The 24,582-nt window shown below is 69.0% G+C and carries 17 protein-coding genes; 9 read left to right on the top strand and 8 right to left on the bottom strand.

Translation table 11 applies throughout. The features are described 5' to 3' along the window. Window positions 1-70 precede the first annotated feature (70 nt). Complete coding sequence (locus tag DS843_RS18925; RefSeq protein WP_149470401.1) at window positions 71-331, top strand: DUF3126 family protein; 261 nt, start codon at window positions 71-73, stop codon at window positions 329-331. A gap of 104 nt (window positions 332-435) precedes the next feature. Here DS843_RS18925 and DS843_RS18920 read toward each other — a convergent pair whose 3' ends face one another. Together DS843_RS18920 and DS843_RS18915 are read right to left on the bottom strand one after the other, a co-directional pair. Beyond that, entirely contained in the window at window positions 436-1,047 is a 612-nt protein-coding gene (locus tag DS843_RS18920) for a hypothetical protein (protein WP_149470400.1), read from the bottom strand. Window positions 1,048-1,378: 331 nt separating this feature from the next. Continuing rightward, the gene (locus DS843_RS18915) at window positions 1,379-1,798 is read right to left on the bottom strand and encodes a cupin domain-containing protein (protein ID WP_149470399.1); all 420 of its coding nucleotides are present in this window, start codon (window positions 1,796-1,798) and stop codon (window positions 1,379-1,381) included. Between the two features lie 157 nt (window positions 1,799-1,955). Here DS843_RS18915 and DS843_RS18910 point away from each other — a divergent pair, with 157 nt between their 5' ends. The 4 genes from DS843_RS18910 to DS843_RS18895 are packed head-to-tail and all read left to right on the top strand — an operon-like array spanning window position 1,956 to window position 10,048. Continuing rightward, window positions 1,956-7,406, top strand: a complete 5,451-nt coding sequence (locus DS843_RS18910; protein ID WP_149470398.1) for an AMP-binding protein — start codon at window positions 1,956-1,958, stop codon at window positions 7,404-7,406. Further along, window positions 7,403-8,176, top strand: a complete 774-nt coding sequence (locus tag DS843_RS18905) for an ABC transporter ATP-binding protein (protein WP_149470397.1) — start codon at window positions 7,403-7,405, stop codon at window positions 8,174-8,176. Before DS843_RS18910 ends, DS843_RS18905 begins: the two co-directional genes overlap by 4 nt. After that, a complete protein-coding gene (locus tag DS843_RS18900; protein ID WP_286192186.1) occupies window positions 8,169-8,993 on the top strand; it encodes an ABC transporter permease in 825 nt (274 codons plus the stop codon). The genes DS843_RS18905 and DS843_RS18900 overlap by 8 nt, the downstream gene beginning before the upstream one ends. A 32-nt stretch (window positions 8,994-9,025) precedes the next feature. Continuing rightward, entirely contained in the window at window positions 9,026-10,048 is a 1,023-nt protein-coding gene (locus DS843_RS18895; RefSeq protein WP_149470396.1) for an ABC transporter substrate-binding protein, read from the top strand. A gap of 9 nt (window positions 10,049-10,057) precedes the next feature. Here the strand turns inward: DS843_RS18895 and DS843_RS18890 are convergent, their stop codons facing one another. Further along, a complete protein-coding gene (locus DS843_RS18890) occupies window positions 10,058-10,366 on the bottom strand; it encodes a peptidoglycan-binding domain-containing protein (protein WP_038526709.1) in 309 nt (102 codons plus the stop codon). A 206-nt stretch (window positions 10,367-10,572) separates the two neighbouring features. Beyond that, a protein-coding gene (gene prfB, locus DS843_RS18885; protein ID WP_149470395.1) for a peptide chain release factor 2 occupies window positions 10,573-11,695 on the bottom strand; the annotation gives its coding sequence in 2 pieces (ribosomal slippage) (window positions 10,573-11,625 and window positions 11,627-11,695; 1,122 coding nt in all). Window positions 11,696-12,014: 319 nt separating this feature from the next. On the opposite strand from prfB, the gene DS843_RS18880 reads away from it, so the two are divergent. Together DS843_RS18880 and DS843_RS18875 are read left to right on the top strand one after the other, a co-directional pair. Beyond that, entirely contained in the window at window positions 12,015-13,454 is a 1,440-nt protein-coding gene (locus tag DS843_RS18880; protein ID WP_149470394.1) for an MBOAT family O-acyltransferase, read from the top strand. Window positions 13,455-13,467: 13 nt separating this feature from the next. Further along, entirely contained in the window at window positions 13,468-14,424 is a 957-nt protein-coding gene (locus DS843_RS18875) for an SGNH/GDSL hydrolase family protein (protein ID WP_149470393.1), read from the top strand. A 210-nt stretch (window positions 14,425-14,634) separates the two neighbouring features. Here DS843_RS18875 and DS843_RS18870 read toward each other — a convergent pair whose 3' ends face one another. Then, entirely contained in the window at window positions 14,635-17,145 is a 2,511-nt protein-coding gene (locus DS843_RS18870) for a penicillin-binding protein 1A (protein WP_149470392.1), read from the bottom strand. Window positions 17,146-17,395: 250 nt separating this feature from the next. Then, window positions 17,396-18,712, bottom strand: a complete 1,317-nt coding sequence (locus DS843_RS18865; protein WP_149470391.1) for an N-acetylmuramoyl-L-alanine amidase — start codon at window positions 18,710-18,712, stop codon at window positions 17,396-17,398. 583 nt (window positions 18,713-19,295) lie between these two features. On the opposite strand from DS843_RS18865, the gene DS843_RS18860 reads away from it, so the two are divergent. Next, a complete protein-coding gene (locus DS843_RS18860) occupies window positions 19,296-22,400 on the top strand; it encodes an Rne/Rng family ribonuclease (protein WP_149470390.1) in 3,105 nt (1,034 codons plus the stop codon). An 83-nt stretch (window positions 22,401-22,483) separates the two neighbouring features. Further along, entirely contained in the window at window positions 22,484-23,047 is a 564-nt protein-coding gene (gene greB / locus DS843_RS18855; protein ID WP_149470389.1) for a transcription elongation factor GreB, read from the top strand. Between the two features lie 11 nt (window positions 23,048-23,058). Here the strand turns inward: greB and DS843_RS18850 are convergent, their stop codons facing one another. Together DS843_RS18850 and DS843_RS18845 are read right to left on the bottom strand one after the other, a co-directional pair. Then, window positions 23,059-23,673, bottom strand: coding sequence for an HAD family hydrolase (locus DS843_RS18850; RefSeq protein WP_286192185.1), 615 nt, complete (start codon window positions 23,671-23,673; stop codon window positions 23,059-23,061). A gap of 34 nt (window positions 23,674-23,707) precedes the next feature. Next, window positions 23,708-24,463, bottom strand: coding sequence for a DsbA family protein (locus DS843_RS18845; protein WP_149470388.1), 756 nt, complete (start codon window positions 24,461-24,463; stop codon window positions 23,708-23,710). Window positions 24,464-24,582 lie beyond the last annotated feature (119 nt).

Genomic DNA, 24,582 nt, shown 5'->3' with positions numbered 1-24,582 from the left:
GGCGATGTTGTGCTTTCCCTTTGCCCGAAAGATTTCTATATGACCCCTTCGACAACACAGGGATCATGCCATGCCGCCCGCCAAGCCGACGGTCGCGAAGATGACCGAAACCGAAATCGCCCGTGTGCAGACCTATCTGCGCAAGACGCTCGGCAACGACAAGATCATCATCCAGCCGCCCGAAAAGGCCGGCCAGTCCGCGGAGGTCATGCTGGGCGACGAGTTCGTCGGCACTCTCCACCGCGACGTGGACGAGGGTGAAGTCTCCTACGCCCTGCACGTCGTCATCCTGGAAGAAGACCTTCCGGCCGCTCCGGCGGCCCGCCGCTAAAGCGGGTCGCCCGGGCACACCGCCGAGCCACGCCGCTTCGGCGCGGACCTCTCCCGTCCTGCGGCGGGAGGGGCGTTTCCGCGCGGCCCGGGGTCAGCCCGGGGTCAGTTCGGACGGCTGTGACGCCGCAACTCCGCGGCCAGCCCGGCCATCAGCGTCTCCCCGCCCGACAGGGTCAGGCCGCGCACCAGGACCAGGGCCGGAAGATGGTTGCGGCGCAGAAGAAGCAGCCGGTAGCCGGCGCGCCGCCGACGCCCCTTGCCCGGCCTGCCCTCCTCCGCATCCACATCCCCGCCGGCCAGCGCCAGTTCCTTCTCGTGCTGCTGCTGGGTCATCGTCTGGACGCGGGCCACGAACAGCGGACGCTTGCCCTGCGGCGGATAGAGCGCCACGCCGCGGATGGTGTTGTGCGGGATGAGTTGCCCGTGGGCGGTCAGCCCCTCCGGGGCGACGACCAGCCGGACCGCGCTGCGCCGCGCCGCCCGCAGCAGCGTGATGACCCACATCAACAGAAGCGGAACCGCGCACAGCATGCCCAGCCAGCGCATCATGGACGCCGTCGGCTCCAGCATCAGTTCGGCCACCACCACGAAACCGGCCAGCAGGATCGCGGCGTAGAGCAGATGGGCGTAGCGCTGGGGCGGCACGCTGGACGGCGACGCCTCGAACACCGCCGCCTGCCCTGTGTCCTCACGGGAGATCTCGACCTCGGGCATCCCGTCCGCATCCTTTCCACGCCGCCGCACACCGCCCTATACAGCCGGCACGCGCAACATGCCAGAGCGGCGGCGCCGGAGGAGCGGCATCCGGACCGTCCGCCATTCCAGTCACCTGTCCGGACATCCGGACAGGGGCGGCCCGAACGAGCCTTCCCCAAAGGGCGGAAAATGGACCTTTGCGGCAGCGGTGACGCTTGGCACGGGCGTTGCTTTCCGTTGCAACGAAGCGTCCCTTGGCTGCGCCGTTCCCTGTGGCCTCGGTGGCGATTCCTCCAAAGCATCTGGCCGGCCGCGTCTCGCGGCCGGCACTTTTTTGCGGGACGCGGCCTCAGGGTCTCGCGGGCGGTTCCGCGCCCTCGGTCGGGAAGTCGGCGGGAAGCGTGATCTCCAGCATTTCCAGATCGTCGGAATGCGCGATCTCCACATGCCGGATGCCCGGCGGCTGGTGCACGCAGGAGCCGGCCTGCAACAGAACCTCCCCCACGCCTTCATAGGCGAACTTCACCCAGCCCTTCAGCACATAGACCATCTGGAAATCCAGCGCGTGCCGGTGCCAGCCGCCATGCGAGGGCTCGCCGGGACGGGCGCGGATGACGTGGGCGTTCGCCTTGCCCGCCGTGGCCGCCCGGATGCCGAGGTCGCGGTACTCGAAGAAGGGCCGCAGCCCGTCGCGCTTGAAGTCCGCCGGATCGGCGTGGCTGACCGCGAAGGTCATCGAATCGGTCGCGGACGTGTCGTTTTCCGACATGCTCTTTCCTCCCAACGTCTTTGATTGCACCGAGTATGACCGAAAGCCGCGCACACGGCATACCCCGGCCGCGCACGGCGCCATTGCGGCCCATGCAGGGCGGCGCGCTATAGTGATGCACGCGCCAAAAGAAGAAGCGCCCGATCGGGAGGAAACCATGGATCACGCCGTCGCGGAGTCCGCCGGACAGCCGCCGCTGCCGCAGGACGTCGCCGTCAACCCCATCCGCTCCGCCGGGGACTGGCAGAGCCAGCGCGCCGCCTGCGAAGCCGATCCCGGCGCCTTCCACGGCTCCATCGCGGCGGAAACCATCCACTGGTTCGACGGCGCGAATTGGCTGATGCGCGATGCGGACGGCGTCTGGCGCGGCTGGAACGCCGCGACCGGCGAGGCCGCGGAGCGGGCGGACTGGACGCCCTGGACCCAGGCTTTCGACGGGTCGGAGGCGCCCTTCTACCGCTGGTTCGCGGGCGGACTGACCAACGCCGCCTTCAACGAGGTGGACCGCCATGTGCTGTCCGGCCATGGGGCCGAGACCGCCTACTGGTACGAGGGCGACCGCTGGGACGCCGCCGCCAACGGCGGGCGCGGCGGCCCGGTCCATCACATCACCCTGACCCGGCGCGAGTTGCTGATCCGCTCCGCTCTGGCCGCGCTGGCTCTGCAAGGTCTCGGCCTGCGTCCAGGCGACCGCATCGCGCTGAACATGCCCAACATCCTCGACCAGATCGTCTGGACGGAGGGGGCGAAGCGCATCGGCGTCATCTACACGGCGGTGTTCGGCGGCTTTTCCGACAAGACCCTGTCCGACCGCATCGAGAACGCGGGCGCCCGCGTCGTCATCACCGCCGACGGCGCCAGCCGCAACGCGGAGATGGCCCCCTTCAAGGAAGCCTACAGCGATCCGGCGCTCGACCGTTTCGTCGCCCTGCCTACGGCGCTGCGCATCACGGAGGAGGTGCTGCGCGCCAAGCTGGGCGACGCCGCCCTGATGGAGCCGGTGCGCCGCGGGCTGGAGGGCGAAATCACCGTCGCCCCCGCCGACGTGATGCGGGAGCTTGGCCGCGCGCTGGACCGCGACGGCACGCTCGACGCCGCCACCGTGGCCGACCTGCGCGCCAGCGTGGCGGAGGCGCTGACCGCCGCCCCGCCGCGGGTGGAGGCGGTGATCGTCGTCCGCCACGCCGGGCTTCCCGACATCCCCTGGACCGAGGGCCGCGACGTCTGGGCGCACGATCTGCTGGCGAAGGCCGAGGCGACGCTCTGCGCCGCCGCCGGCCTGTCGGACATGGGTCTGCCCGGCATGGACGCGCTGCGCGCCTTGGACGACCGGGCGCTCTGCGCCGCCGTGGCGCGGGCCGTTCCCTGCCGCCCGGTGGACGCCGAATACCCGCTGTTCATCATCTACACCTCCGGCTCCACCGGAAAGCCGAAGGGCGTGGTGCATGTCCATGGCGGCTACGTCGCCGGGCTCGCCCACACCATGAAGGTCAGCTTCGACGCCCTGCCGGGCCGCGACGTGATCTACGTCGTCGCCGATCCGGGCTGGATCACCGGGCAGAGCTACCTGATCACCGCCAGCCTCGCCGCCCGCATCCCCGGCATCGTGACGGAGGGAGCACCCGTCTTCCCCAACGCCGGGCGCTTCGCCTCGATCATCGAGCGGCACAAGGTGACCATCTTCAAGGCGGGCGTGACCTTCCTGAAGACGGTCATGACCCACCCGGAGAACCGGGCCGACGTGGAGCGTTACGACCGCGGCAGCTTGCGGGTCGCCACCTTCTGCGCGGAGCCGACCAGCCCCGCCGTCCAGGCTTTCGGCATGGCGGTGATGACGCCGCAATACATCAACAGCTATTGGGCGACGGAGCATGGCGGCATCGTCTGGACCCACCCCTACGGCAACCCCGACCAGCCGCTGCGCGCCGACGCCCACACCTACCCGCTGCCCTGGGTGCTGGGCGACGTCTGGATTCCCGAGAGCGAGCCGGACGCCGCGGGCCGCGTCGCCTTCCGCCCCGCCGAGGCGGAGGAGAAGGGCGAGATCGTCGTCACCGCCCCCTACCCCTACCTGACCCGCACCATCTGGGGCGACGCGGAGCGTGTCGGCAAACCGGGCTGGAAGGGCGACTTCGACCGCTTCGTGAAGACCTATTTCGGGCGCTTCCGCGACGCGGACGGCAAGCCGGTCTGGGCCTATCTGCAAGGCGACTTCGCGCGGCGCTACGAGGACGGCAGCTTCAGCCTGCACGGGCGGTCCGATGACGTCATCAACGTGTCCGGCCACCGCATGGGAACGGAGGAGATCGAAGGCGCGATCCTGCGCGACAAGCAGATCAACCCCGACAGCCCGGTCGGCAACGTCATCGTGGTCGGCGCCCCCCACCGCGAGAAGGGGCTGACGCCGGTCGCCTTCGTCCTGCCCGCCAAGGGCCGCGACATCACCGCCGACGACGAGCGCCGTTTGAAGGATCTGGTGCGGCAGGAGAAGGGTGCGGTCGCCGTCCCCTCCGACATCCTCGCCGTTCCGGCCTTTCCGGAGACGCGCTCCGGCAAATACATGCGCCGCTTCCTGACGGCGATGATGAACGGGGAGCCGCTGGGCGACACCTCCACGCTCCGCAACCCGGAATGCCTGACCGACCTCGGCACCCGCATCGACGCCTGGAAGCGCGGCCAGCAACGCGCCGAGGAACAGACCCTCATCGAGCGGCAGCGCTTCCTGTCCGTTCAGTACGACCGGCTGGCCGACGGCGTGCGGATGGCGACCGTGACCATCGACAACCCGCCGGTCAACGCCCTGTCCGACCGCCTGCTCGACGAGCTGGACACGCTGGTCGCCCATCTCGCACGGCGGGCGGATGTGCGCGCCGTGGTGATCACCGGCACGGGCCGCAACTTCGTGGCCGGCGCCGACATCCGCCAGCTTCTCGACGAGGTGCAGGACGAGAGCGAGGCCCGCGCGCTGCCGGCGAAGGCCCACGCCGTCTTCCGCGCCATCGAGGTGATGGACAAGCCGGTGTTCGCCGCGATCCGCGGCGTGGCTCTGGGCGGCGGTTGCGAACTGGCCATGGCCTGCCACGTCCGGGTGGCCGATCCCCGCGCCCGGCTGGGCCAGCCCGAGATCAACCTGTTCCTGCCGCCGGGCTATGGCGGCACGCAGCGCTTGCCGCGCCTGCTGATTCGGAAAGACCCGGAGCGGGGGTATGGGCGGGCGCTGGAGATCCTGCTGTCGGGGCGGCAGATCGACGCCGGGACGGCGCTTGAGTATGGCTTGGTCGATGTGGTGGCCCGCGGGGCGGACGACGCGCTGACGCTGGCGAAGGCGATGGCAAGGGAGGCCGCTCTTGCCCCCACGAGCGCTCTTGCCCCCACCCTTACCCTCCCCCGCTGGGCGGGGGAGGGAACTCCGCCGCATTCCCCGCAAGCTTCTCTCCCTCCCCCGCCCAGCGGGGGAGGGCCGGGGTGGGGGCAAGTGTCCTCCAACACCGCCCTCCTCCTCCGCCAAGCCCACAGCGTCGGCCGCGGCCCCGTCGCCGACACCATCGTCCAACTCGTGGACACCGGCCTCGGCGACGGCTTCGAGGCCGGCACCAAAGCCGAGATCGACGCTTTCGCCCGCTTCCTCCTGGATTCCGAGAACGGCGCCAAGAAGGGCATCGCCCTGTTCCTGGAGAAGAAATCCCCGCCCCTGCCCGCCCGTCCGCGGCGCGAGGACCGCGACGGTACGCTTCCCATCGGAAGCCCCTTCTTCCCCGGCGCCACGCCCCTGCCCCGCTGGCAGCTCGCCCAGGCCGTCGTCCGCGACCTGGAGACGGGAGCCGCCGCCCATGGCGACCCGGCCCAGGCCGAAACGGAAGTCGTCATCCCCGTCCCCGAGCCCGGTCCCAACCAGGCGCTCGTCTACGTCCTGGCCTCCGAGGTCAATTACAACGATGTCTGGGCGCTGACCGGCATCCCCATCTCGCTGTTCGACGAGCATGACGAGGACGTGCACGTCACCGGCTCCGGCGGGGTCGGCATGGTCGTGCGCATGGGCGAGGCGTTGCAGGCCCAGGGGCGGCTGGCGGTCGGCGATCTGGTCGCCGTCTATTCCGGCGTCTCCGACCTGCTGGACCCGGAGGCCGGGGCCGATCCCATGTTCACCGACTTCCACATCCAGGGCTACCAGTCGCCGGACGGCAGCCACCAGCAATTCATGCTGGCCGACGGGCCGCAGCTCTTCCCCCTGCCTCCCGGCCTCGCGCTGGAGGAGGCGGGCAGCTACATGCTCGCCGCCGGCACCGGCTACCGCGCGCTGTTCACGGCGCTCGACGTGCAGCCGGGCAAGCGCTTGCTGGTCGAAGGCGCGGCGGGCGGAACCGGCGCCTGGACGGTGGAACTGGCGCTGGCCCGGCGCATGAAGGTGACCGGCATGGTGTCGTCGGAGCGCCGCGCCGCCTCCATCCGCGCCCGCGGGGCGGAGGCGGTGGACCGCTCCGTCGCCGAAACCGCCTTCACCCGCATCCCCGCCGATCCAGACCAATGGGCGGCGTGGGAGGAGGCCGGACGTCCCTACCTCGACGCGCTCCGCACCGCCAACGGCGGCAACCTCGTGGACTACGCGGTCAGCCACGCGGGCGAGGCGACCTTCCCGCGCACCTTCCAATCGCTGGCCGAGGGCGGCGCGCTGACCTTCTTCGGCGCCTCCAGCGGCTACCACATGACCTTCCTCGGCAAGCCCGGCGCCGCCGAGCCGGCGGAGATGCTGCGCCGTGCCCGCTTGCGCCCAGGCGAAGCCGTGCTGGTCTTCTACGGCGCCGGGGCGGTAGGGCTGCGCGACGACATGGCGCTGTCCGCCATCGAGGCGGCGCGCGAGTCCGGCGCCCGTGTCTGCGTCGTCACCGACCGGGATTCCGAACGCGACTTCGTGCTGTCGCTCGGCTACGGGGAAGCTCTGGCCGGGGCGGTGTCGCTGGCCGAGATCAAGCGCCGCGTGCCGCATTTCGACTGGCCCGACACCATGCCGGACCTGCCCGACCCGCAACGCGAGACCGCCGCCTTCAAGGAGGCCGTGCGCCTGTTCACCGAGGACACGTTCAAGCCGCTGGGCCAAGCAGTGGGCCGCATCCTGCGCTCCGCCGACAACCCGCGCGGCATGCCGGGTGTGGTGGTGGAGCGGGCGCGGCGCGACACGCTGGCCGTCTCCACCATGATCGTGAAGCCGCACACGGGGCGCGTCGTCTATTGCGGCGATATGGCCCCAAATGGAAATGGTCGGCGCTACAGCTTCTACGCGCCGCAGGTGTGGATGCGCCAGCGCCGCATCCTGATGCCATCCGCATCCATCGTCGGGACTCATCTTTCGAACGCTGCGGAAATCGCAGGGCTGAACCGCGTCATTGCCTCCGGGGCGGTTCGTGTGCCAACGACATACCTCGGCGCCTGGGACGAGCTGCCCACGCTCCATCAGGCCATGTGGGAGAACCGCCTGCCGGAAGCGACCGGCGGCGCCGCCAAGGCCGTCGTCAACCACGCGCTGCCGGAAGCGGGCCTGACCTCCCGGGACGAGCTGCTGATCGCCTGGGCCGGGGCAAGTCCCGGAAAGGCCATTGGAAAGGAACAATGAGGCTTATCATCAAGGACCTGTGCCACCGCTACGACGACCTCGTCGTGCTGGACGGCATCGACCTGACGGTGCAGGAGGGGGAGGTTCTGGCCGTCATCGGCCCGTCGGGCTGCGGCAAGTCCACCCTGCTCGGCATCGCCGGCGGCATCGTGGCGCCCACCTCCGGCACCATCGCGGTGGCGGGCGAGGCGCCGGACGGCTGCCTGAACCCGATCACCTTCATCTTCCAGGACTTCGCCCTGCTGCCCTGGCGCAGCGTCGAGGACAACCTCTCCCTCGTCCTCGAACATCACCCGCTGTCGGCGGCGGAGCGGCGGGAGCGCATCGAGTCCGGCCTGCGCCGCATGGGTCTGTGGGACTTCCGCAAGGCGCTGCCCAAGCAGTTGTCCGGCGGCATGCGCCAGCGCGTCGGCATCGCCCGCGCGCTGGCCGTGCGCCCGGCCATGCTGCTGCTGGACGAGCCGCTGTCGGCGCTCGACGCCCAGACGCGCGAGTTGCTGATGGAAGACTTCCTCTCGCTCTGGCAGCGCGAGCGGACGACCGCCGTCTACGTCACCCACAATCTGGACGAGGCGCTGCGGCTGGCTGACCGGGTCGCCGTTCTCAGCCGCCGTCCGGGCCGCCTGCGCGAGATCGTGACCATCGAGGAGCCGCGCGATCAAAGGCTGGAGCCCTCCGCCCAGGCCCATCTGGCGGAGGTTCGCGACCGGCTGTGGCACCTGATCCGGGCCGAGGCCCAACTGGCCGACCGGGAGATCGCCGATGCCTGACACCAGTCTCCCCATGACCGATCGCACCAAAGCGCCGTCCCAGCCCGTCCGCTTCCGTGGCGGAGGTTTCACGGTCAGGGCGCACCGCTGGGCGGCGCTGCTCGCCTTCGTGCTGCTGATCGCGGTGTGGGAATCCACCAACCGCTTCGGCCTCGTCAGCGACCTGTTCCTGCCGCCACCGAGCGCGGTCGCCTCCGCGCTCGCAGCCATGGCGCAGGACGGGACGCTCTGGCAGCACCTGAAGGCGTCGCTGATGCGCATCGGCGTCGGCTGGGCCATGGGCACGGTGGCGGGCATGGCCGTGGGCTTCGCGATGGGCATCGGCTCGGTGGCGCGGGCGGTCGGCGTGCCGCTGGTCTCAGCCTTCTTCCCGATCCCGAAGATCGCGCTTCTGCCGCTGTTCATCCTGTGGTTCGGCATCGGCGAGCCGTCGAAGTTCGCCACCATCGGCTTCGGCGTCTTCTTCCCCACCGTGATCGCCACCTACAGCGCCATCGATTCGGTGCCGCGCAACCTGATCCGCATGGCGCAGAGCTTCGGCCTGCCCTGGGCGTCGATCCTGCGCAAGATCGTGCTTCCCGGCGCCCTGCCCGGCATCCTCGCCGGCTTCCGCATCACCGCCTCCATCGCGCTGATCCTGGTGGTCGCGGCGGAGATGATCGGGGCGGAATACGGCATCGGCGCCTTCGTCCTGACCGCCGGCAACCTGATGCTGACCGACCAGCTTCTGGCCGGCGTGCTGGTGCTGTCGCTGCTCGGGCTCGCCATCGGGACCGTGCTGTCCGTCCTGGAACGCCGCCTGCTGAAATGGCGGTGAGAAAAATGACTGCTGATAGAGGGAGACTGAGAATGACCGTCGTGCGTTGGAGCCGCCGTTTGGTTCTGGGTGCAATGGGCGCTGCGGCCCTGGCGCTGGCCGGAACGCCCGCCGCCGAGGCGCAAGGGTTGGAGAAGACCTCCATCGGCGTGCTGGCGCTGGCCTCCTCCGGCCCGATCTTCATCGCCAAGTCGAAGGGCTATTTCGAGAAGGAAGGGCTGGACGTCGAACTGAAGATGTTCACTTCGGCCCAGCAGGTGCCGGTGGCGGTAGCCTCGGGCGACGTGGATTTCGGCGTCACCGGCCTGACCGCGGGCTTCTACAACCTCGCGGCCAAGGGCGCCGTCACCATGATCGCCGCGCAGAGCCGCGACGAGCCGGGCTTCCAGCTCAGCGCCTATGTGGCGACCAAGGCGGCGCATGACGCCGGGCTGACCAAGCCGGCGGACCTCAAGGGCAAGCGCATCGCCATCACCACCGTGGGCTCCACCTTCCATTACATGGTCGGCCTGCTCGGCCAGAAGCACGGCTTCACGGTCAAGGACGTGACGATGGTGCCGATGCAGGACGTGCCGAAGATGGTCGCCGCCTTCAAGGGCGGTCAGGTGGACGCGGTGATCGCCCCGGTCACGGTGGCCCGCCAGTTGGCCTCCGAAGGCTCGGGCACCATTCTGGGATGGGTCGGCGACGAGACGCCGTGGCAGCTCGGCGCCCTCTTCACCAGCCCGAAGACCGTCGCCCAGCGCCGCCCGCTGGCCGAGAAGTTCGTCGGCGCCTATCTGACCGCTCTGGCCGAATACCACGCCGCCTTCAACGCCAAGGACGCTTCCGGCGCCGTGGTGAAGGGTCCCGGCTACGACGAACTGCTGGCGATCATCGCCGAGGCCACCAAGCAGAAGCCCGAGGTCGTCGCCGCCGGCCTGCCCTATGTGGAGCCGAAGGGCAAGCTGCTGGTCGACGACATCGTCAATCAGGTGAAGTTCTGGCAGTCCGAAGGTCAGGTGGACAAGGCGCTGGACGCCAAGTCCGTCATGGACCTGACCTTCGTTAAGTAAAATGGCGCCTTACCGCTTGCCCGGCCCGTAGACCTTCGGCTGGGAGAAGTTGATGTGGTCGAGAAGCTCCTGCGTCGGACAGCCGTCCACCGGGAGCTTCGCGGCCTTCTGGTAGGCGCGGATGGCGGAGCGGGTGTTGGGACCGATCTTCCCGTCGATCACGCCGGGACGGAAGCCCTGCTCGGTCAGGGTCTTCTGGATGCCTTCCACATAGGCGAAATACATGTCCGGCGTCATGCTGTCGGTCGGACAGGCGGCGTAGGCCGGGGCCGCGAAGGCCGTGGCGGCCAGGAAGGCGGCGAACAGGCTGCGGTTCATGGTCTCTCTCCGTTTCTTGTTGCGGAGATCAACAACGCAGAGGCCGCGTTTCTTCCCAAGGGATAAAAATAGGGGGGTGCTTTGCCCCCACCCTAACCCTCCCCCGCTGGGCGGGGGAGGGAACGGACGCCGCTTCGCGAAAAACTCCCTCCCCCGCCCAGCGGGGGAGGGCCGGGGTGGGGGCAAGACCTAACCCCCACAACCACTCACGCCGCGGCGTCGTCGCTCTGCCCCTTCAGGCGCGAGGCCAGAGCGGCTTCCAGGAACATGTCCAGGTCGCCGTCCAGAACCGCCTGGCTCTGCGAGGTTTCCACCTCCGTCCGCAGGTCCTTCACCATCTGGTAGGGGTGCAGGACGTAGGAACGGATCTGATGGCCCCAGCCGATGTCGCTCTTGGTCGCCTCAAGCGCGGCGGCGGCGTCTTCGCGGATCTTCAACTCCCGCTCGTACAGGCGGGCGCGCAGCATGTCCCACGCCTTGGCGCGGTTCTTGTGCTGCGAGCGCTCCTGCTGGCAGGCCACCACGATGCCCGTGGGCAGGTGGGTGATGCGGATCGCCGAGTCCGTCTTGTTGACGTGCTGGCCACCGGCGCCCGACGCCCGGAAGGTGTCGATGCGGCAGTCCTTCTCGTTGATCTCGATGTTGATCTTGTCGTCGATCACCGGAGACACCGAGACGGCGGCGAAGCTGGTCTGGCGGCGCGCCTGGCTGTCGAAGGGGCTGATGCGCACCAGACGATGCACCCCGGCCTCGGTCTTCAGCCAGCCATAGGCGTTGTGGCCGCTGACCTGCACGGTGGCGGACTTGATGCCGGCCTCTTCGCCGGGGCTTTCCTCAAGCCACTGCGTCTTGTAGCCGTGCTGCTCCGCCCAGCGGGTGTACATGCGCATCAGCATCAGCGCCCAGTCCTGGGCCTCCGTGCCGCCGGCGCCCGCGTTCACCTCGATGAAGCAGTCGTTGGCGTCCGCCTCACCCGAGAGCAGGCTTTCGATCTGGAGCTTCGCCGCGCGGTCGCGGAGCGCGTAGAGCTGGGCTTCGGCATCGGCGACCACGGTCGCGTCGCCCTCGGCCTCGCCCATCTCGATCAGTTCCAGGCTGTCGGACAGGTCGCGCTCAAGCGCACGATAGCCGTTCACCGAGGTTTCGAGCTGGGTGCGCTCGCGCATGATGGTCTGCGCGCGGGACGGGTCGTCCCACAGCTTGGGGTCTTCGGCGTGGGCGTTCAGTTCGTCGAGACGACGCAGCGCGTTATCCCAGTCAAAGATGCCTCCTCAGCAGCGCCAGCGATTCTCTAATCTCGCCGGCGGCCGCTTCGATCTCGGCCCGCATCGCGGTACCTCCTCGTCAGCCAGAGTTGAACCAGTGTCTTGGCCCTTATGTAGCGGGTTGGGCGCGGTGTTGCACCCTCTTATTCCAACGGATCGGGGGCCGCAGGGTCCGGAACGAGGCCTGCCCGCACGGGAGAGGTGGCGCCCAACCCACTCGGATAAAACCGATTTTGCGCCGCAAAACCACTTTCGCGGCGCGAATAGGTGGCAGTTCCCCGTGATAGCGTCACCGACGATCTGTACCCGCCATCCGGCGGGCGCGGGCGGTTGGCGCCCCCCTTTCCGAGAGTATTCTCCAACAACAAGAGCGTGGCCTCCCGATGAACTTCACCAGCCTGGGGTTCCTGCTGTTCATCACGGCCTTCACGGCGGGCTTCATGATGCTCGCCAGGACGCGGCTGTTCACGCCGCTGCTGCTGGTGTCCAGCTACATCTTCTATGGCTTCTGGGATTACCGCTTCTGTCTGCTGCTTGCCGGCACGACGCTGCTCGACTTCTATTGCGGCCTGCGCATCGCCGACGCGCCGAACCGGGCCACCGCCCGCATGTTCATGCAGATCAGCCTGGGCACCAATCTGTCGATCCTGTTCTTTTTCAAATACTTCAATTTTTTCATCGACAGCGCGGAGGTCGCCCTGTCCTCGCTCGGGCTCGATGTCGGGCACCGCACGCTGTCCATCATCCTTCCGGTCGGCATTTCCTTCTACGTCTTCCAGAATCTCAGCTACGCGCTTGACCTCTATCTGGGGCATCTGGAGAAGCCGGAGCGGTCGCTGCTGCGCTACGCGACCTTCGTCGCCTTTTTCCCGCAGCTCGTCGCCGGACCGATCGTCCGGGCGCGCGACCTGTTGCCCCAGATCCAGAACGGCCCCCGCCAGGACGTGCCCTTTGCCTTCCGCTTCGCCGGGCTGGAAAAGGTCATCTGGGGCTATTTCCTGAAGCTGGGGCTGGCCGACAACGCCGCCGCCGTGGTGGATGCGCGCTTCGCCCAGCCGGAGTTCTTCAACGCGCTGAACCACGTCATCGGGCTGATCTGCTTCTCGCTTCAGATCTACGGCGACTTCGCCGGCTACTCGCTGATCGCCATCGGCCTGTCGCAGATCTTCGGCTACACGCTGTGCCAGAACTTCGCCCGCCCCTACTTCGCCATGGGAATGAAGGACTTCTGGCGGCGCTGGCACATCTCGCTGTCCACATGGTTCCGCGACTACGTCTACATCCCGATGGGCGGCGGGCGGACCCAGTGGCTGCGCATCCGCAACCTGACCATCGTGATGCTGGTGTCCGGCCTGTGGCATGGCGCGGCCTGGACCTTCGTCCTGTGGGGCGCCCTGCACGCCGCCCTGATGGCGGCGGAAGACGGGGTGCGCTGGCTGGCCAGGCGCAGCCCCCTGCGCCTCAGCGGCGCGCCGCTGGCGGTAGGGAAGCTGCTGACCGTCGGGCTGGTCTTCCTGCTGGTGACGCTGACCTGGCTGCCCTTCCGCGCCGACGACATGCACACGGTGCGGACCATCCTGGGCATCATCGCCGAGGGCGATTTCAGCCTGCCGCGTGGCATGCAGCAGATGAGCTATCTGGCCCGCGTCGCCCTGTTCGGCCTCGTCGTGCTGATGATCGACGCGATGATCGAGTTCGGGGCCGGGCGCCGCTACGCCGGGGTCAACGTGGTGGCCCGTTCCGCCGGCTGCGCCACGCTGATCCTGATGCTCCTGCTCTTCGGCAACTTCGCCAACCGATCCTTCATCTATTTCCAGTTCTGAGGGAGCCCGAACCATGATCCGCCTTTTGGCCGCCGTCGGACTGATCCTGGGCATGGTGGTCGCGATGGACCGCGCGGTGGCGTCCTGGATGGGCGACGCGCTGCTCCGGTCGTCGGACCGCTTCATGACGGTCTACCGGAAGGGTCCGCCCGCCGACGTGGTGATCCTGGGCAACTCACGCGCCGACAACCATTTCCCGGTGGAGGAGGTGCAGACGCTGACCTGCGGGCGGGTCCTGAACCTCGGCATGGGCGGGGCTCCCACCACGGTGGGCGACCTGCTGTGGGAGGATTATCTGGACCGGCACGGCGCCCCCCGCCTTCTGCTGGTCGAGCCGACGAGCGTGGTGGACGATCCGATGGCGCTCGCCGACCTGCCGCTGCTGGCCTACTATTCGGAGCGGGTGGACGGCTTCATCCGCAAGGCCGACCCCACCATGTGGGCGTCCAACAAGCTGTTCAACACGCTGATCTTCAACAACAACCAGACGATCCGGCTGGCCTTCGACGGGCTGCACCCGACCGGCGACCGGACGCTGAGCGGCACCATGTCGCCCTTCCTCAAGGCCCAGCTCGACAAGGCGCCGGAGGAGCGGATGGAGGGCTTCCAGCCGAACTGGGACGCGCTGGACCGCATCATCGGCACGGCGCGCGATAAGGGCACGCGGGTCGCCGTGGTCATCACGCCCTTCTTTCCCGGCTACATCGAAAAGGTGAGCAATTTCGACGCCTTCTTCGAGGAACTGAAGGCCCGCCTGCCGCCCGACGTGCCGGTCATCGACTCCCGCCGCGAGATCACGGACGAGGCCCATTTCGTCGATGCCCTGCACATCAATCAGGAGGGCGTCCGGTTGATGCTGGCGCGGATGGAGGACCGGCTGCGCCCGCTTGCCGACTGTCCCACCGACACGGCACCCGCCGAGGCCATCGCCGAACTCCGCACGGAAACCCACACCGCCGCGCGGCCCTGAGCCACCGACGATCGCACTTGGAATCCCCTCTCCCGTCCCGGGAGAGGGAAGGGGCCCACGCGAAGCGTGGGAAGGGTGAGGGTCGGCCAAGAATAAGCGCCCCGATCCTTGGCTTCACCCTCACCCGCCCGCTTCGCGGGCACCCTCTCCCGGGGCGGAAGAGGGAATTGATGTGGAACGCTGCGACCCATCCCACCAAGAGAAAGCCGGTCAGTAAAGCCCACCCGTCCCCACCGTCGCCGCAGAGGGAGGAGCCGCCGGAGCGCCCCAGCCCCCCGGCTGCTGCTGGGCCGCCGGGTCGCCGCCGGGCACCCCGCCGGTCCAGCCGGCGTCCGCCGCGTGGGCCGAGCCGTCCAGCACCATCTGCGGCTGGTCGGGGTTCGGTTCCGTGCCGGGGATGAAGGCCTCCCAGATCGCCTTCCGCTCGCCGGGTTGGGCGAGGCGCCCGTTCTCCGGGTTGACGCGGACGAGGCGCAGGCCGCGCGGCACACGGAAGGGCGTGGCCGGCTGGTCCTTCAGCGCCACCTCCATCACGTCCTTGAACACCGGCACCGCCGCCGAACCGCCGGTCTCCTTGGCGCCCAGCGAGCGCGGCTGGTCGAAGCCGATGTAGGTGCCGACCACGAGGTTGGGCGAGAAGCCCATGAACCACGCATCGTGGCTGTCGTTGGTCGTGCCGGTCTTGCCGGCCAGCGGCTTGCCCAGCGACAGCAGCCGCGTGGCGGTGCCGCGCTGCACGACGCCTTCCAGCATTGAGACCATCTGATAGACGGTGCGCGGGTCGTTCACCTGCTCGCGCGTGTCGGGCACCGCGGGCACGGCCAGCCCGTCGTTCCAGGGCACTTGGTTGCAGGTGCCGCAAGGGCGGGTGTCGTGGCGGAAGATGGTCTTGCCGTTGCGGTCCTGCACCCGGTCGATGAAGGTGGGGTTCACCCGCTTGCCGCCGTTGGCCAGCATGGCGTAGGCGGTGGCCATGCGCAGCACCGTCGTCTCCCCCGCCCCCAGCGACATCGGCAGGTAGGGCTGGAGGTTGTCGGTGATGCCGAAATTCTGGGCCAGCGCCTTCACCTTGTCCATGCCGACGGCCTGGGCCAGACGGACGGTCATGACGTTCCGCGACTTCTCGATGCCGGCGCGCAGCGGCGTTGGACCGTAGAACTCGTGGCTGTAGTTCTCCGGCTTCCAGATCGGCTGGCCGTGGCCGGGGTCGTATTCGAACGGAGCGTCCATCACCAGCGAGGACGGGGTGAAGCCCTGGTTCAGCGCCGCCAGATAGACGAAGGGCTTGAAGGAGGAGCCCGGCTGCCGCATCGCCTGGGTGGCGCGGTTGAAGGAACTCATCTGCGGCGAGAAGCCGCCGACCATGGCGAGCACGCGGCCCGTGTGCGGGTCGAGCGCGACCAGACCGCCCTGCACCGCCGGCACCTGACGCAGCGCGTAGGTGCCCGGAGGCGGCTCCTTGCCCTTGTCGTCCTTGCCGGCGGCCTCCACCAGGATCAGGTCGCCCAGCTTGGCGACGTCGGAGGGGCGGCGGATCTCCGGACCGAGGCGGTTGTCGTCCCGCTGAGCCCGCGCCCAGCGCAATTCGGCCAGCGGCACGCGCCCGCGCGACCCGTCCGGCAGGCCGATGTCGAGCGCCGCCGCGTCGTCATCCTTCAGCACCACGGCCAGATGCCAGCCCTCCGACCCCGGGGGAGGCGCCATGGAGGCGAGCTTCTTCGCCCAGTTGTCGAAATTCTCCATCTTGCCGACCGGCCCGCGGTAGCCGTGGCGGCGGTCGTACTGGACCAGACCGGTGCGCAGGGCCTTCGTCGCCGCCTGCTGGAGCACCGGGTCCATGGAGGCGCGGACCGACAGGCCGCCCTCGTAGAGCGACTGCTCGCCGTAGAGCTTCACCAGCTCGCGCCGGACCTCCTCGGCGAAATATTCGGAGGTCACATACTCCTGCTCGTCGCGCTTGCGCACCAGCAGCGGCTTGGACTGGGCGATCTTCGCCTCTTCCGGCGTGATGTGCCCGTCCTCGGCCATGCGCCCGATGACCCAGTTGCGGCGGGCCATGGCGGCGTCGCGCTGGCGCTCCGGATGGTAGTTGCTGGGCGCCTTGGGAAGGGCCGCCAGATAGGCCGCCTCCTCGATGTCCAACTCGTCCAGCGCCTTGTTGAAATAGTTCAGCGCCGCCGCCGCCACGCCGTAGGAGCGGTATCCCAGGAAGATCTCGTTCAGGTAAAGCTCGAGGATGCGGTCCTTGGTGAAGGCCCGCTCGATGCGGATCGCCAGGATCGCTTCCTTGATCTTCCGGGAGAAGGACACCTCGTTGGTCAGCAGCATGTTCTTGGCGACCTGCTGCGTGATGGTCGAGGCGCCCATGGGCCGGCGGTCGCGGCCCAGATTCTCCACGTTGGTCAGGATGGCGCGGGCGATGCCGACGGGGTCGATGCCCTTGTGATCGTAGAAGTTCTTGTCCTCGGCGGACAGGAAGGCGTTGGTGACGCGCTTCGGCATGGCGTCGATGGGGACGAACACGCGCTTTTCCGACGCGAACTCAGCCAACAGGCGTCCGTCGCCCGCATGGACGCGGGTGGTCACCGGCGGTTCGTAGTTGGCGAGCTTTTTGTAGTCCGGCAGTTCGTGGTCGTAATGGTCCAGCATGTAGACCAGCACCCCCGCCCCGGCCAGGGCGAGCATCACGAAGGCCATCAGGACGGACAGAATAAGGCGCATGACGGTTCCCAGACAGGCATGGCGGTGGCCCCGCCGCCTTCATCCGGGAAGAGGCCGGGAAGGAGCGGAGCCATCCGAAGGGCGGCATCCTACACCGCGAGGGGCGGCAGTCCGACTCCCTCGCAGCCATGTCAGGAAAATGTGACGGCCACGAGGCGCATGCAAGAAAGTGGTGACCGGGCGGGACGAATGCCCGCCAGCCCCCACCCGCATGGCTGGCACCGGGCGGCGGCGCCCGACCCTGTGCGCCTCAACTTTTCTGCGCCGCACCCAGCCACTTGAAGTAGGCGTCGATGGTCCGCACCATGCCGCGGCCCAGCTTTTCCCTGTGGGCCGATTTGGTCAGCAGATTGGCATCCTGCGGGCTGGACAGATAGCCCATCTCCACCAGGGCCGAGGGCATGTCGGGCGCGGTCAGAACGGCGAAGCCCGCCTGCCGGTGCGGCCGGTTGGGAATCAGCTTCACCTCGCGGCCCAGATGCTCCAGCGCCATGTTGGCGAAGCGCTTGGAGTGGTTCTTCGTGTCCCGCTGGGCGAGGTCGATCAGGATCGAGGCCACCAGATCGTTTTCGGAGGACAGGTCGATCCCGGCCAGGGCGTCGGCCCGGTTCTCCTTGGCGGCCAGCATTTCCGCCTCGCGGTCCGACGCCTTGTCCGACAGGGTGTAGATGGACAGGCCGCGCATGTCGGCGGTTCCGATGCTGTCGGCGTGGAGCGACAGGAACAGGTCGGCGTTGGCCTCGCGCGCGATGGCGACGCGGTCGCGCAGGCGGACGAACACGTCCTTGTCGCGGGTCAGCCGCACCCGGTAGCGGCCCGACCCTTCCAACTGGCGCTTCAGCTCCCGCGCCATGGCCAGCGTGATGTCCTTCTCGTAGACACCGCCGACCCCGACCGCGCCCGGATCGACGCCGCCATGGCCGGGATCGACGACGATCATCGGCTTTTCCGGAACGGGCGCCGCCCGCGGCGGCACCGGCGGCGGCAGGGCCGCGGCCACCGGCACGATGGGGTCCTTCTTCGCCGGCGGACGGGCCGCCTCGCGGATCGCCGAAGCGGCGCCGCCCCCATGTCCGGGTCCGGTGGTGGCGGCGACCGGGGCGGCGGCGGCGAACTGCGCCGGGGTGGTGCGGGCGATGTCCAGGACGAAGCGCGGCTTGAACCCGTCGCGCGGCGGGATGAGGTAGGACTCCACCACCCGCACCGGCCCGTCGGTCTCCACCACGAGGCGGGAGGCGCCGCCGTCGCGCCCCTCGAATCGGTAGCGGGCGACCAGGCCCTTGCCGGGCATCACGGCGTTGCCGCCCGGCCAGCCCACGTCCGGCAGATCGACCACGACGCGGTAGGGGGAGCCGTGCACCGACACCGTGAAGGGCACCGAGTCGCTGAGTTCCAGGACCAGCCGCGTCTTGTCGGGGTGCAGGCCCAGCCGCGCGTTCAGAACGGACACCCGGTCCTGCACCGGCGCCGCGAAGGGCAGCGCCGCGGTGGTCTGGGCCTGCGCCGGGGCGCACGGCAGGGCGGCCGCCCCCAGAAGGGCGCCCAGCGCAGCGACAATCGCGAGCATTCGGGGCATCCGCTCCACCAGAAACCGTCAATCGTCCAAGCCAGCCGTCAGCTATAGCTTGGTGAAATCGAGGCGCTCAACGACGGCATCCGGGGGCGTGGCGGAATTGTCGGCAAGGGTGCCGTTCCTGCAACACTCCCGCGGCACCGCCGCATCCAGACGCGATGCCGCCGAACCGGATGCGGCGGAGCGCAACTTTCGCCGAATTCCACGTTGTGCAAGGTTTCGTGCTTGTCTATGGTAGCTCTGCGACATACCGCGACCCACCAGCCCACTCTTGCGAGAGGTTCCTCTCCGGGGTGACTGTGGGCGTCGCCCGCGGACCTCCACGACCGAAATCTAGATCATCGGGCGCGGTCCGGGGCGTGACGCTTCTGGGTTGCCGGTGGATTGGGACGAAACCTCGAAGCTGGTGCCGGCCGCAAGGCCGTAACCCGGAGGCCGAAGCCCGGCCCGTCCTGGCTGCTTCGTCAGCGCCGTTCGACGGGTTAGGGGCCGGTTCCGCAGGCTTCGCTCACAACGATGACGCGCCCTGGCGGCTTGTCCGTCGCGCGGGCGGCCTGGGGCGTCATGGGGATCTTGTATGGCCAAGCGCATGCTGGTGGACGCCACGCACCCGGAAGAAACCCGGGTCGCCGTGGTCAATGGAAACAGACTCGAAGATCTCGACTTCGAAATCGCGACCCGGAAGCAACTCAAGGGCAACATCTACCTTGCCAAGGTGACCCGGGTCGAGCCGTCGCTCCAGGCGGCCTTCGTGGAATATGGCGGAAACCGGCACGGTTTCCTGGCCTTCTCGGAAATCCATCCCGACTATTACCGCATCCCGGTCGCCGACCGTGAGGCCCTGCTGGCCGAGGAGCGCCGGCTGGAGGAGCAGGCCGAGGCCCGCGCCGAGGCCGCCGCCGACGGCGCGGTGATGGCCGAGCCGATCCGCCCGGAACAGGTGGTCGAGGAATTCTCCCCCATGCCCGGCTCCTACGCCGAGACCGAGGGCGAGGGCTTCGAAGGCGATGCCCCGGCCTTCGCCACGGACGGCGACTCCGCGGAGGCCGCCGATCCGGAGGAGGCTCCGGAGGGCGCCGCCCAGGCCGAGAGCCCGGACGTCATCGGCGGGGACGAGGTCGAGGAGGCGCACCGCCGCCGCCCCCGCCCGTTGCGCAGCTACAAGATCCAGGAAGTCATCAAGCGCCGGCAGGTCATGCTGGTCCAGGTGACCAAGGAGGAGCGCGGCAACAAGGGCGCCGCCCTGACCACCTACCTGTCGCTGCCGGGCCGCTACTGCGTGCTGATGCCCAACACCGGGCGCGGCGGCGGGATTTCCCGCAAGATCACCAACCCCGCCGACCGCAAGCGCCTGAAGGACATCCTGTCCGACCTGGACGTTCCGGAAGGCATGGCGGTCATCCTGCGCACCGCGGGGCTGGAACGCTCCAAGCCGGAAATCAAGCGCGACCTGGAGTATCTGCTGCGCCTGTGGGACGACATCCGCGTCCAGACGCTGAAGTCCTCCGCCCCCTGCCTCATCTATGAGGAGGCGAACCTCATCAAGCGCTCGATCCGCGATCTCTACACCGACGACATCGACGAGATCTGGGTGGAAGGCAGCGCCGGCTTCAACACCGCGCGCGACTTCATGCGCATGATGATGCCGAGCCACACCAAGCGCGTGATGCAGTACCAGGACGAGACGATCCCGCTGTTCCACCGCTATCAGGTGGAAACCCAGATCGACGCGATCCACAGCCCGGTCGTGCAGCTCCGCTCCGGCGGCTACATCGTCATCAACCCGACCGAGGCGCTGGTCTCCATCGACGTCAACTCGGGCCGCTCCACGCGCGAGCGCAACATCGAGGAGACGGCCTACAAGACCAACCTCGAAGCCGCCGACGAGGTAGCGCGCCAGCTTCGCCTGCGCGACCTCGCGGGCCTCATCGTGATCGATTTCATCGACATGGAGGAGCCCCGCAACAACGCCGCGGTGGAGCGCCGCCTGAAGGAGGCGATGAAGAACGACCGGGCGCGCATCCAGCTCGGCCGCATCTCCGCCTTCGGCCTGCTGGAGCTGTCGCGCCAGCGCCTGCGCCCGTCGCTGCTGGAAACCAACTTCGAGCGCTGCCCGCACTGCTCCGGCACCGGGGTCATCCGCTCGGTCGAGTCCGCCTCCCTGCATGTGCTGCGCGCCATCGAGGAGGAAGGCATCCGCAAGCGGTCCGCGGAGATCACCGTCTTCGTGCCGACCCGCATCGCGCTCTACATCCTCAACCAGAAGCGCGGCGAACTGACCAAGATCGAGGACCGCTACCGGTTCCGCGTCATGGTCCAGGCCGACGACACGCTGATCGCGCCCGACCTGCGGCTTGAGCGCGTCAAGGCCCGCACGCCGGAGGACGACGTGCCGCTGGTCAGCGCCGAGCGGGTGCTGGCCGAGACCGACCGCATCCTGGCCGCCGAAGCCGAGGAGGCCGAGGAAGAGGCGCCCGTCGTGGAGGCCGTCGAGGCCGAGGTGCCGGAGCGCGCCGAAGCCGCCGGGGAGAGCGACGGCGACCGCCGCCGCCGCCGCCGCCGCCGCCGTGGCCGCGGGCGTGACCGCGAGGATGGCCGCGCGCCGTTCGGCGAGGCCGCCGAGGAGGCCGAGGCCGAAGAGGCCGAAGCCGACAGCGCCACCGACGACACCGCGGTCGACGAGGAAGCGATCGAGCGCGCCCAGATCGACGCGCCGGAGTTCGTCATCAACGACGTCGACGTCGGCCCCGCGGAGATCGGCGAGGACGAGGAGGACGAGGAGGAACTGGCCGCGTCCGATGCGGAAGACGGCACCGACGCGTTCGAGCCGAACGGCGAAGGCAACGGCGAGCGCAAGAAGCGCCGCCGCGGCAAGCGCGGCGGCCGGCGCCGGTCCCGCCAGCGCGAGGGCCTGGAGAACGGCACCGAAGGGCTGGAGGCCGGCGAGGGCGAACCCTCCGAGACCGAGTCCTTCCCGACCGCCGTCGAGGCTGGCCGCGCCGTCAACCCGCCGGAACTCCCGGCGGATCTGGAACCGGTCGAGTTCGACTGGGTCCTGACCAGCGCGGTCGCCGCCGAAACCGCTCCGGAGACCACGGCGGACACCGCCGCGGAGGTTCCGGCTGCGGAAGAGGCCGCCCCTGTGGCCGAGGAGGCTCCGGCCCGCAAGCCGCGCCGTGGCCGCGCCAAGGCCAGCGCCGCGGACGCCGCGGACGCCGTGACGGCGGAACCGGAAGCAGCCCCCGCCAAGCCCAAGCGCGCCGCCAAGGGCAAGGCCGCCGCCCAGGCCCCGGCTGAGCCCGCTCCGCAGGCTCCGGCCAAGCCGGCCCGCAGCCGCAAGGCGAAGGCCGAGCCGGTGGCCGAGGCCGCTCCGGCTCCCGCCGCCGCGGAGGAGCCGAAGAAGCGCGCCCCCGCGCGCAAGCGCAAGACCGTGGCGGACGCTCCCGCCGAGGCTGCGCCCGCTCCGGCCCCCACCGCCGCGGAAGAGCCGAAGAAGCGCCCCCCCGCGCGCAAGCGCAAGACCGCGGCGGATGCCCCCGCCGAGGCCGCGCCCGCTCCGGCGGTCACCGAGGCACCGGTCGACAATCCGGCGTCCGGGCCGGCGCCGGAGCCGGCGCCCGAGCCCGCCTCCGCGGAGGACAACGGGTCGGCCAAGCCGCGCCGGGGCTGGTGGAACCGCTGACCGCGCGTTCCATCGCCGAGCAGACTGGAAAAGGCGCCTCGCGGCGCCTTTTCCTTTTCATGAAACCGCGAAGGGTTCCGACCATGAGCAAGGCATTCACGCGGGAAAACGACTCCGCCGGCAACGACGACGAGGCCGACGATCCCAAGCCCTTGCCCAAGGGCGTGAAGAACTACATGACGCCCGAAGGCTTCCAGCGCATGCAGGAGGAGTTGCGCTCGCTGCTGCGCGTCGAGCGCCCGAAGGTGGTCGAGGTGGTGTCCTGGGCCGCCGGCAACGGCGACCGTTCGGAGAACGGCGACTACATCTACGGCAAGAAGCGCCTGCGGGAGATCGACCGGCGCATCCGCTTCCTGACCAAACGCCTGGAATCGGCGGAGGTGGTGGACCCCACGCTCCAGAAGAACCGCGACCGCGTGTTCTTCGGGGCCACGGTGACCTACGCGCGGGAGGACGGCACGGAAAACACCGTCACCATCGTCGGGGCCGACGAGGTGGACATGGACCGCGCCCATGTGAGCTGGATTTCGCCCATCGCCCGCGCCCTGCTGAAGGCGCAGGAAGGCGACCTGGTGGACCTGCGCACCCCCGCCGGGCTGGAGCAGATCGAGGTCGTCGCGATCCGTTATCCGGGCGACGGGGAGTAAAAAAGCTGGGGCTACAGAAGCCCCAGCTCCTCCAGTTCGGTGCGCAGGCTCGCCGCGCCGGAAAAGCGGTGGGCGGTCATGCCGATGTTGCGGGCCGCCTCCACATTGGCGGGGCTGTCGTCGATGAAGAAGCAGTCCGCCGCCCGCAGGCCGTAACGGTCCAGCAGGAGCCGGAAGATCGCCGGGTCCGGCTTCACCAGCTTCTCGTCCCCGGACACGATCATCCCGTCGAAGACGTTCAGGAAGTCGAAGCGCCGGCGGGTCAGCGCCAGCTTGTCCGACGAGAAGTTGGTGATGGAGTAGAGCGGTGTCCCCCGCTGCTTCAGCTCCATCAGGATGTCCGGCGTCCCGGCGACGGGGCCGGGCACCATCTCCTCCCACCGCTCGTGGTAGGCGCGGATCAGCTCGCGGCAGTCCGGATGCTCGGCGGTCAGGACGGCGACCGCCTCGTCCCACGGGCGACCGCGGTCCTGCTCCAGGTTCCAGGCGAGGGTGCAGACGTTGTCGAGGAAATCCTCCATCAGGTCCTCGTACCCGTCGAACAGTTCGCGGTAAAGGTTCCGCGGGTCCCACTCGATGAGCACATGGCCGATGTCGAAGACGACGGTGGTCGGCTTGGTCATCATCACTATTTCTTCGTCTGTTTTGAGCCGGCCGAATTCAGCCCTTGCGGGCCGCTGCGACGAGGTCCTTCATCTGGTCCAGCTTGATCGCGCCGGGGACCAGTTCGTCGCCGATGACGAAGGCCGGGGTGCCGCGGATGCCCAGTTCCTCGGCCAGCGCCTGGTTGGCGGCGATGACCTTCAGCACGTCGGGGCTGTTCATGTCCTTCTTCAGCTTGTCGGTGTCCAGCCCGACCGACTTGGCCAGCCGCTGGATCACGTCGTCGTCGAGTTGGCCGCGATGCGCCATCAGGGCGTTGTGAAGCTCCAGATACTTGCCCTGGTTGCGGGCGGCCAGAGCCGCCTTGGCCGCCGAGAGCGAGGCCGGGCTGAGGATCGGGAATTCCTTGTAGACGAAGCGGACCTTGCCGTCGTCCTTGATGAGACGCTCCGTGTCCGCCTGCACGGCCTTGCAATAGCCGCACTGGTAATCGAAGAACTCGACCACCGTCACGTCGCCCTTCGGGTTGCCGGCCACCGGGTCGGCGGGGTTCTGGAACAGCGCCGCCTTGTTGTCGGCCAGAGCTTGGCGGGCCTTCTGCTCCTCCGCCATCTTCTGGCGTTTTTGCAGGGAATCCACGGCCTCCAGAATGATTTCCGGGTTCTTCAGGATGTAGTCGCGCACCACCCCTTCGATGGCCTTGCGCTGCACGTCGTCCATCGGGCTCTGCGCCTGGAGGGCGGGGGCCAGCAGCCCCGTCGGAAGGGCCAGCGCGGCGGCGAGCGCCAGGGCGGCGGGGCGGAAGCGGGTCATGGCGAACTCTCTCGTGTGGAGCCGGGCCGATGCGGGTCGATCAGACGCGAATCGGGGCGCTACTGTGAACTGGGATGGCGGGATCAGGCAAGACGGCTGTGCGCCGCGGGACCGGAGGA

Source organism: Roseomonas genomospecies 6 (assembly GCF_008365375.1).
Lineage (GTDB): Bacteria > Pseudomonadota > Alphaproteobacteria > Azospirillales > Azospirillaceae > Azospirillum.
This window is presented reverse-complemented; position numbering and strand designations above follow the sequence as displayed.

Coding starts and splice junctions, on each gene's coding strand:
- DS843_RS18910 (WP_149470398.1), top strand. CDS start 1,956: ATGGATCACGCCGTCGCGGAGTCCGCCGGACAGCCGCCGCTGCCGCAG.
- DS843_RS18865 (WP_149470391.1), bottom strand. CDS start 18,712: ATGCTCGCGATTGTCGCTGCGCTGGGCGCCCTTCTGGGGGCGGCCGCC.
- DS843_RS18880 (WP_149470394.1), top strand. CDS start 12,015: ATGAACTTCACCAGCCTGGGGTTCCTGCTGTTCATCACGGCCTTCACG.
- DS843_RS18845 (WP_149470388.1), bottom strand. CDS start 24,463: ATGACCCGCTTCCGCCCCGCCGCCCTGGCGCTCGCCGCCGCGCTGGCC.
- DS843_RS18915 (WP_149470399.1), bottom strand. CDS start 1,798: ATGTCGGAAAACGACACGTCCGCGACCGATTCGATGACCTTCGCGGTC.
- DS843_RS18850 (WP_286192185.1), bottom strand. CDS start 23,673: ATGATGACCAAGCCGACCACCGTCGTCTTCGACATCGGCCATGTGCTC.
- DS843_RS18860 (WP_149470390.1), top strand. CDS start 19,296: ATGGCCAAGCGCATGCTGGTGGACGCCACGCACCCGGAAGAAACCCGG.
- DS843_RS18895 (WP_149470396.1), top strand. CDS start 9,026: ATGACCGTCGTGCGTTGGAGCCGCCGTTTGGTTCTGGGTGCAATGGGC.
- DS843_RS18890 (WP_038526709.1), bottom strand. CDS start 10,366: ATGAACCGCAGCCTGTTCGCCGCCTTCCTGGCCGCCACGGCCTTCGCG.
- DS843_RS18875 (WP_149470393.1), top strand. CDS start 13,468: ATGATCCGCCTTTTGGCCGCCGTCGGACTGATCCTGGGCATGGTGGTC.
- DS843_RS18920 (WP_149470400.1), bottom strand. CDS start 1,047: ATGCCCGAGGTCGAGATCTCCCGTGAGGACACAGGGCAGGCGGCGGTG.
- DS843_RS18905 (WP_149470397.1), top strand. CDS start 7,403: ATGAGGCTTATCATCAAGGACCTGTGCCACCGCTACGACGACCTCGTC.
- DS843_RS18870 (WP_149470392.1), bottom strand. CDS start 17,145: ATGCGCCTTATTCTGTCCGTCCTGATGGCCTTCGTGATGCTCGCCCTG.
- DS843_RS18900 (WP_286192186.1), top strand. CDS start 8,169: ATGCCTGACACCAGTCTCCCCATGACCGATCGCACCAAAGCGCCGTCC.
- DS843_RS18925 (WP_149470401.1), top strand. CDS start 71: ATGCCGCCCGCCAAGCCGACGGTCGCGAAGATGACCGAAACCGAAATC.
- greB (WP_149470389.1), top strand. CDS start 22,484: ATGAGCAAGGCATTCACGCGGGAAAACGACTCCGCCGGCAACGACGAC.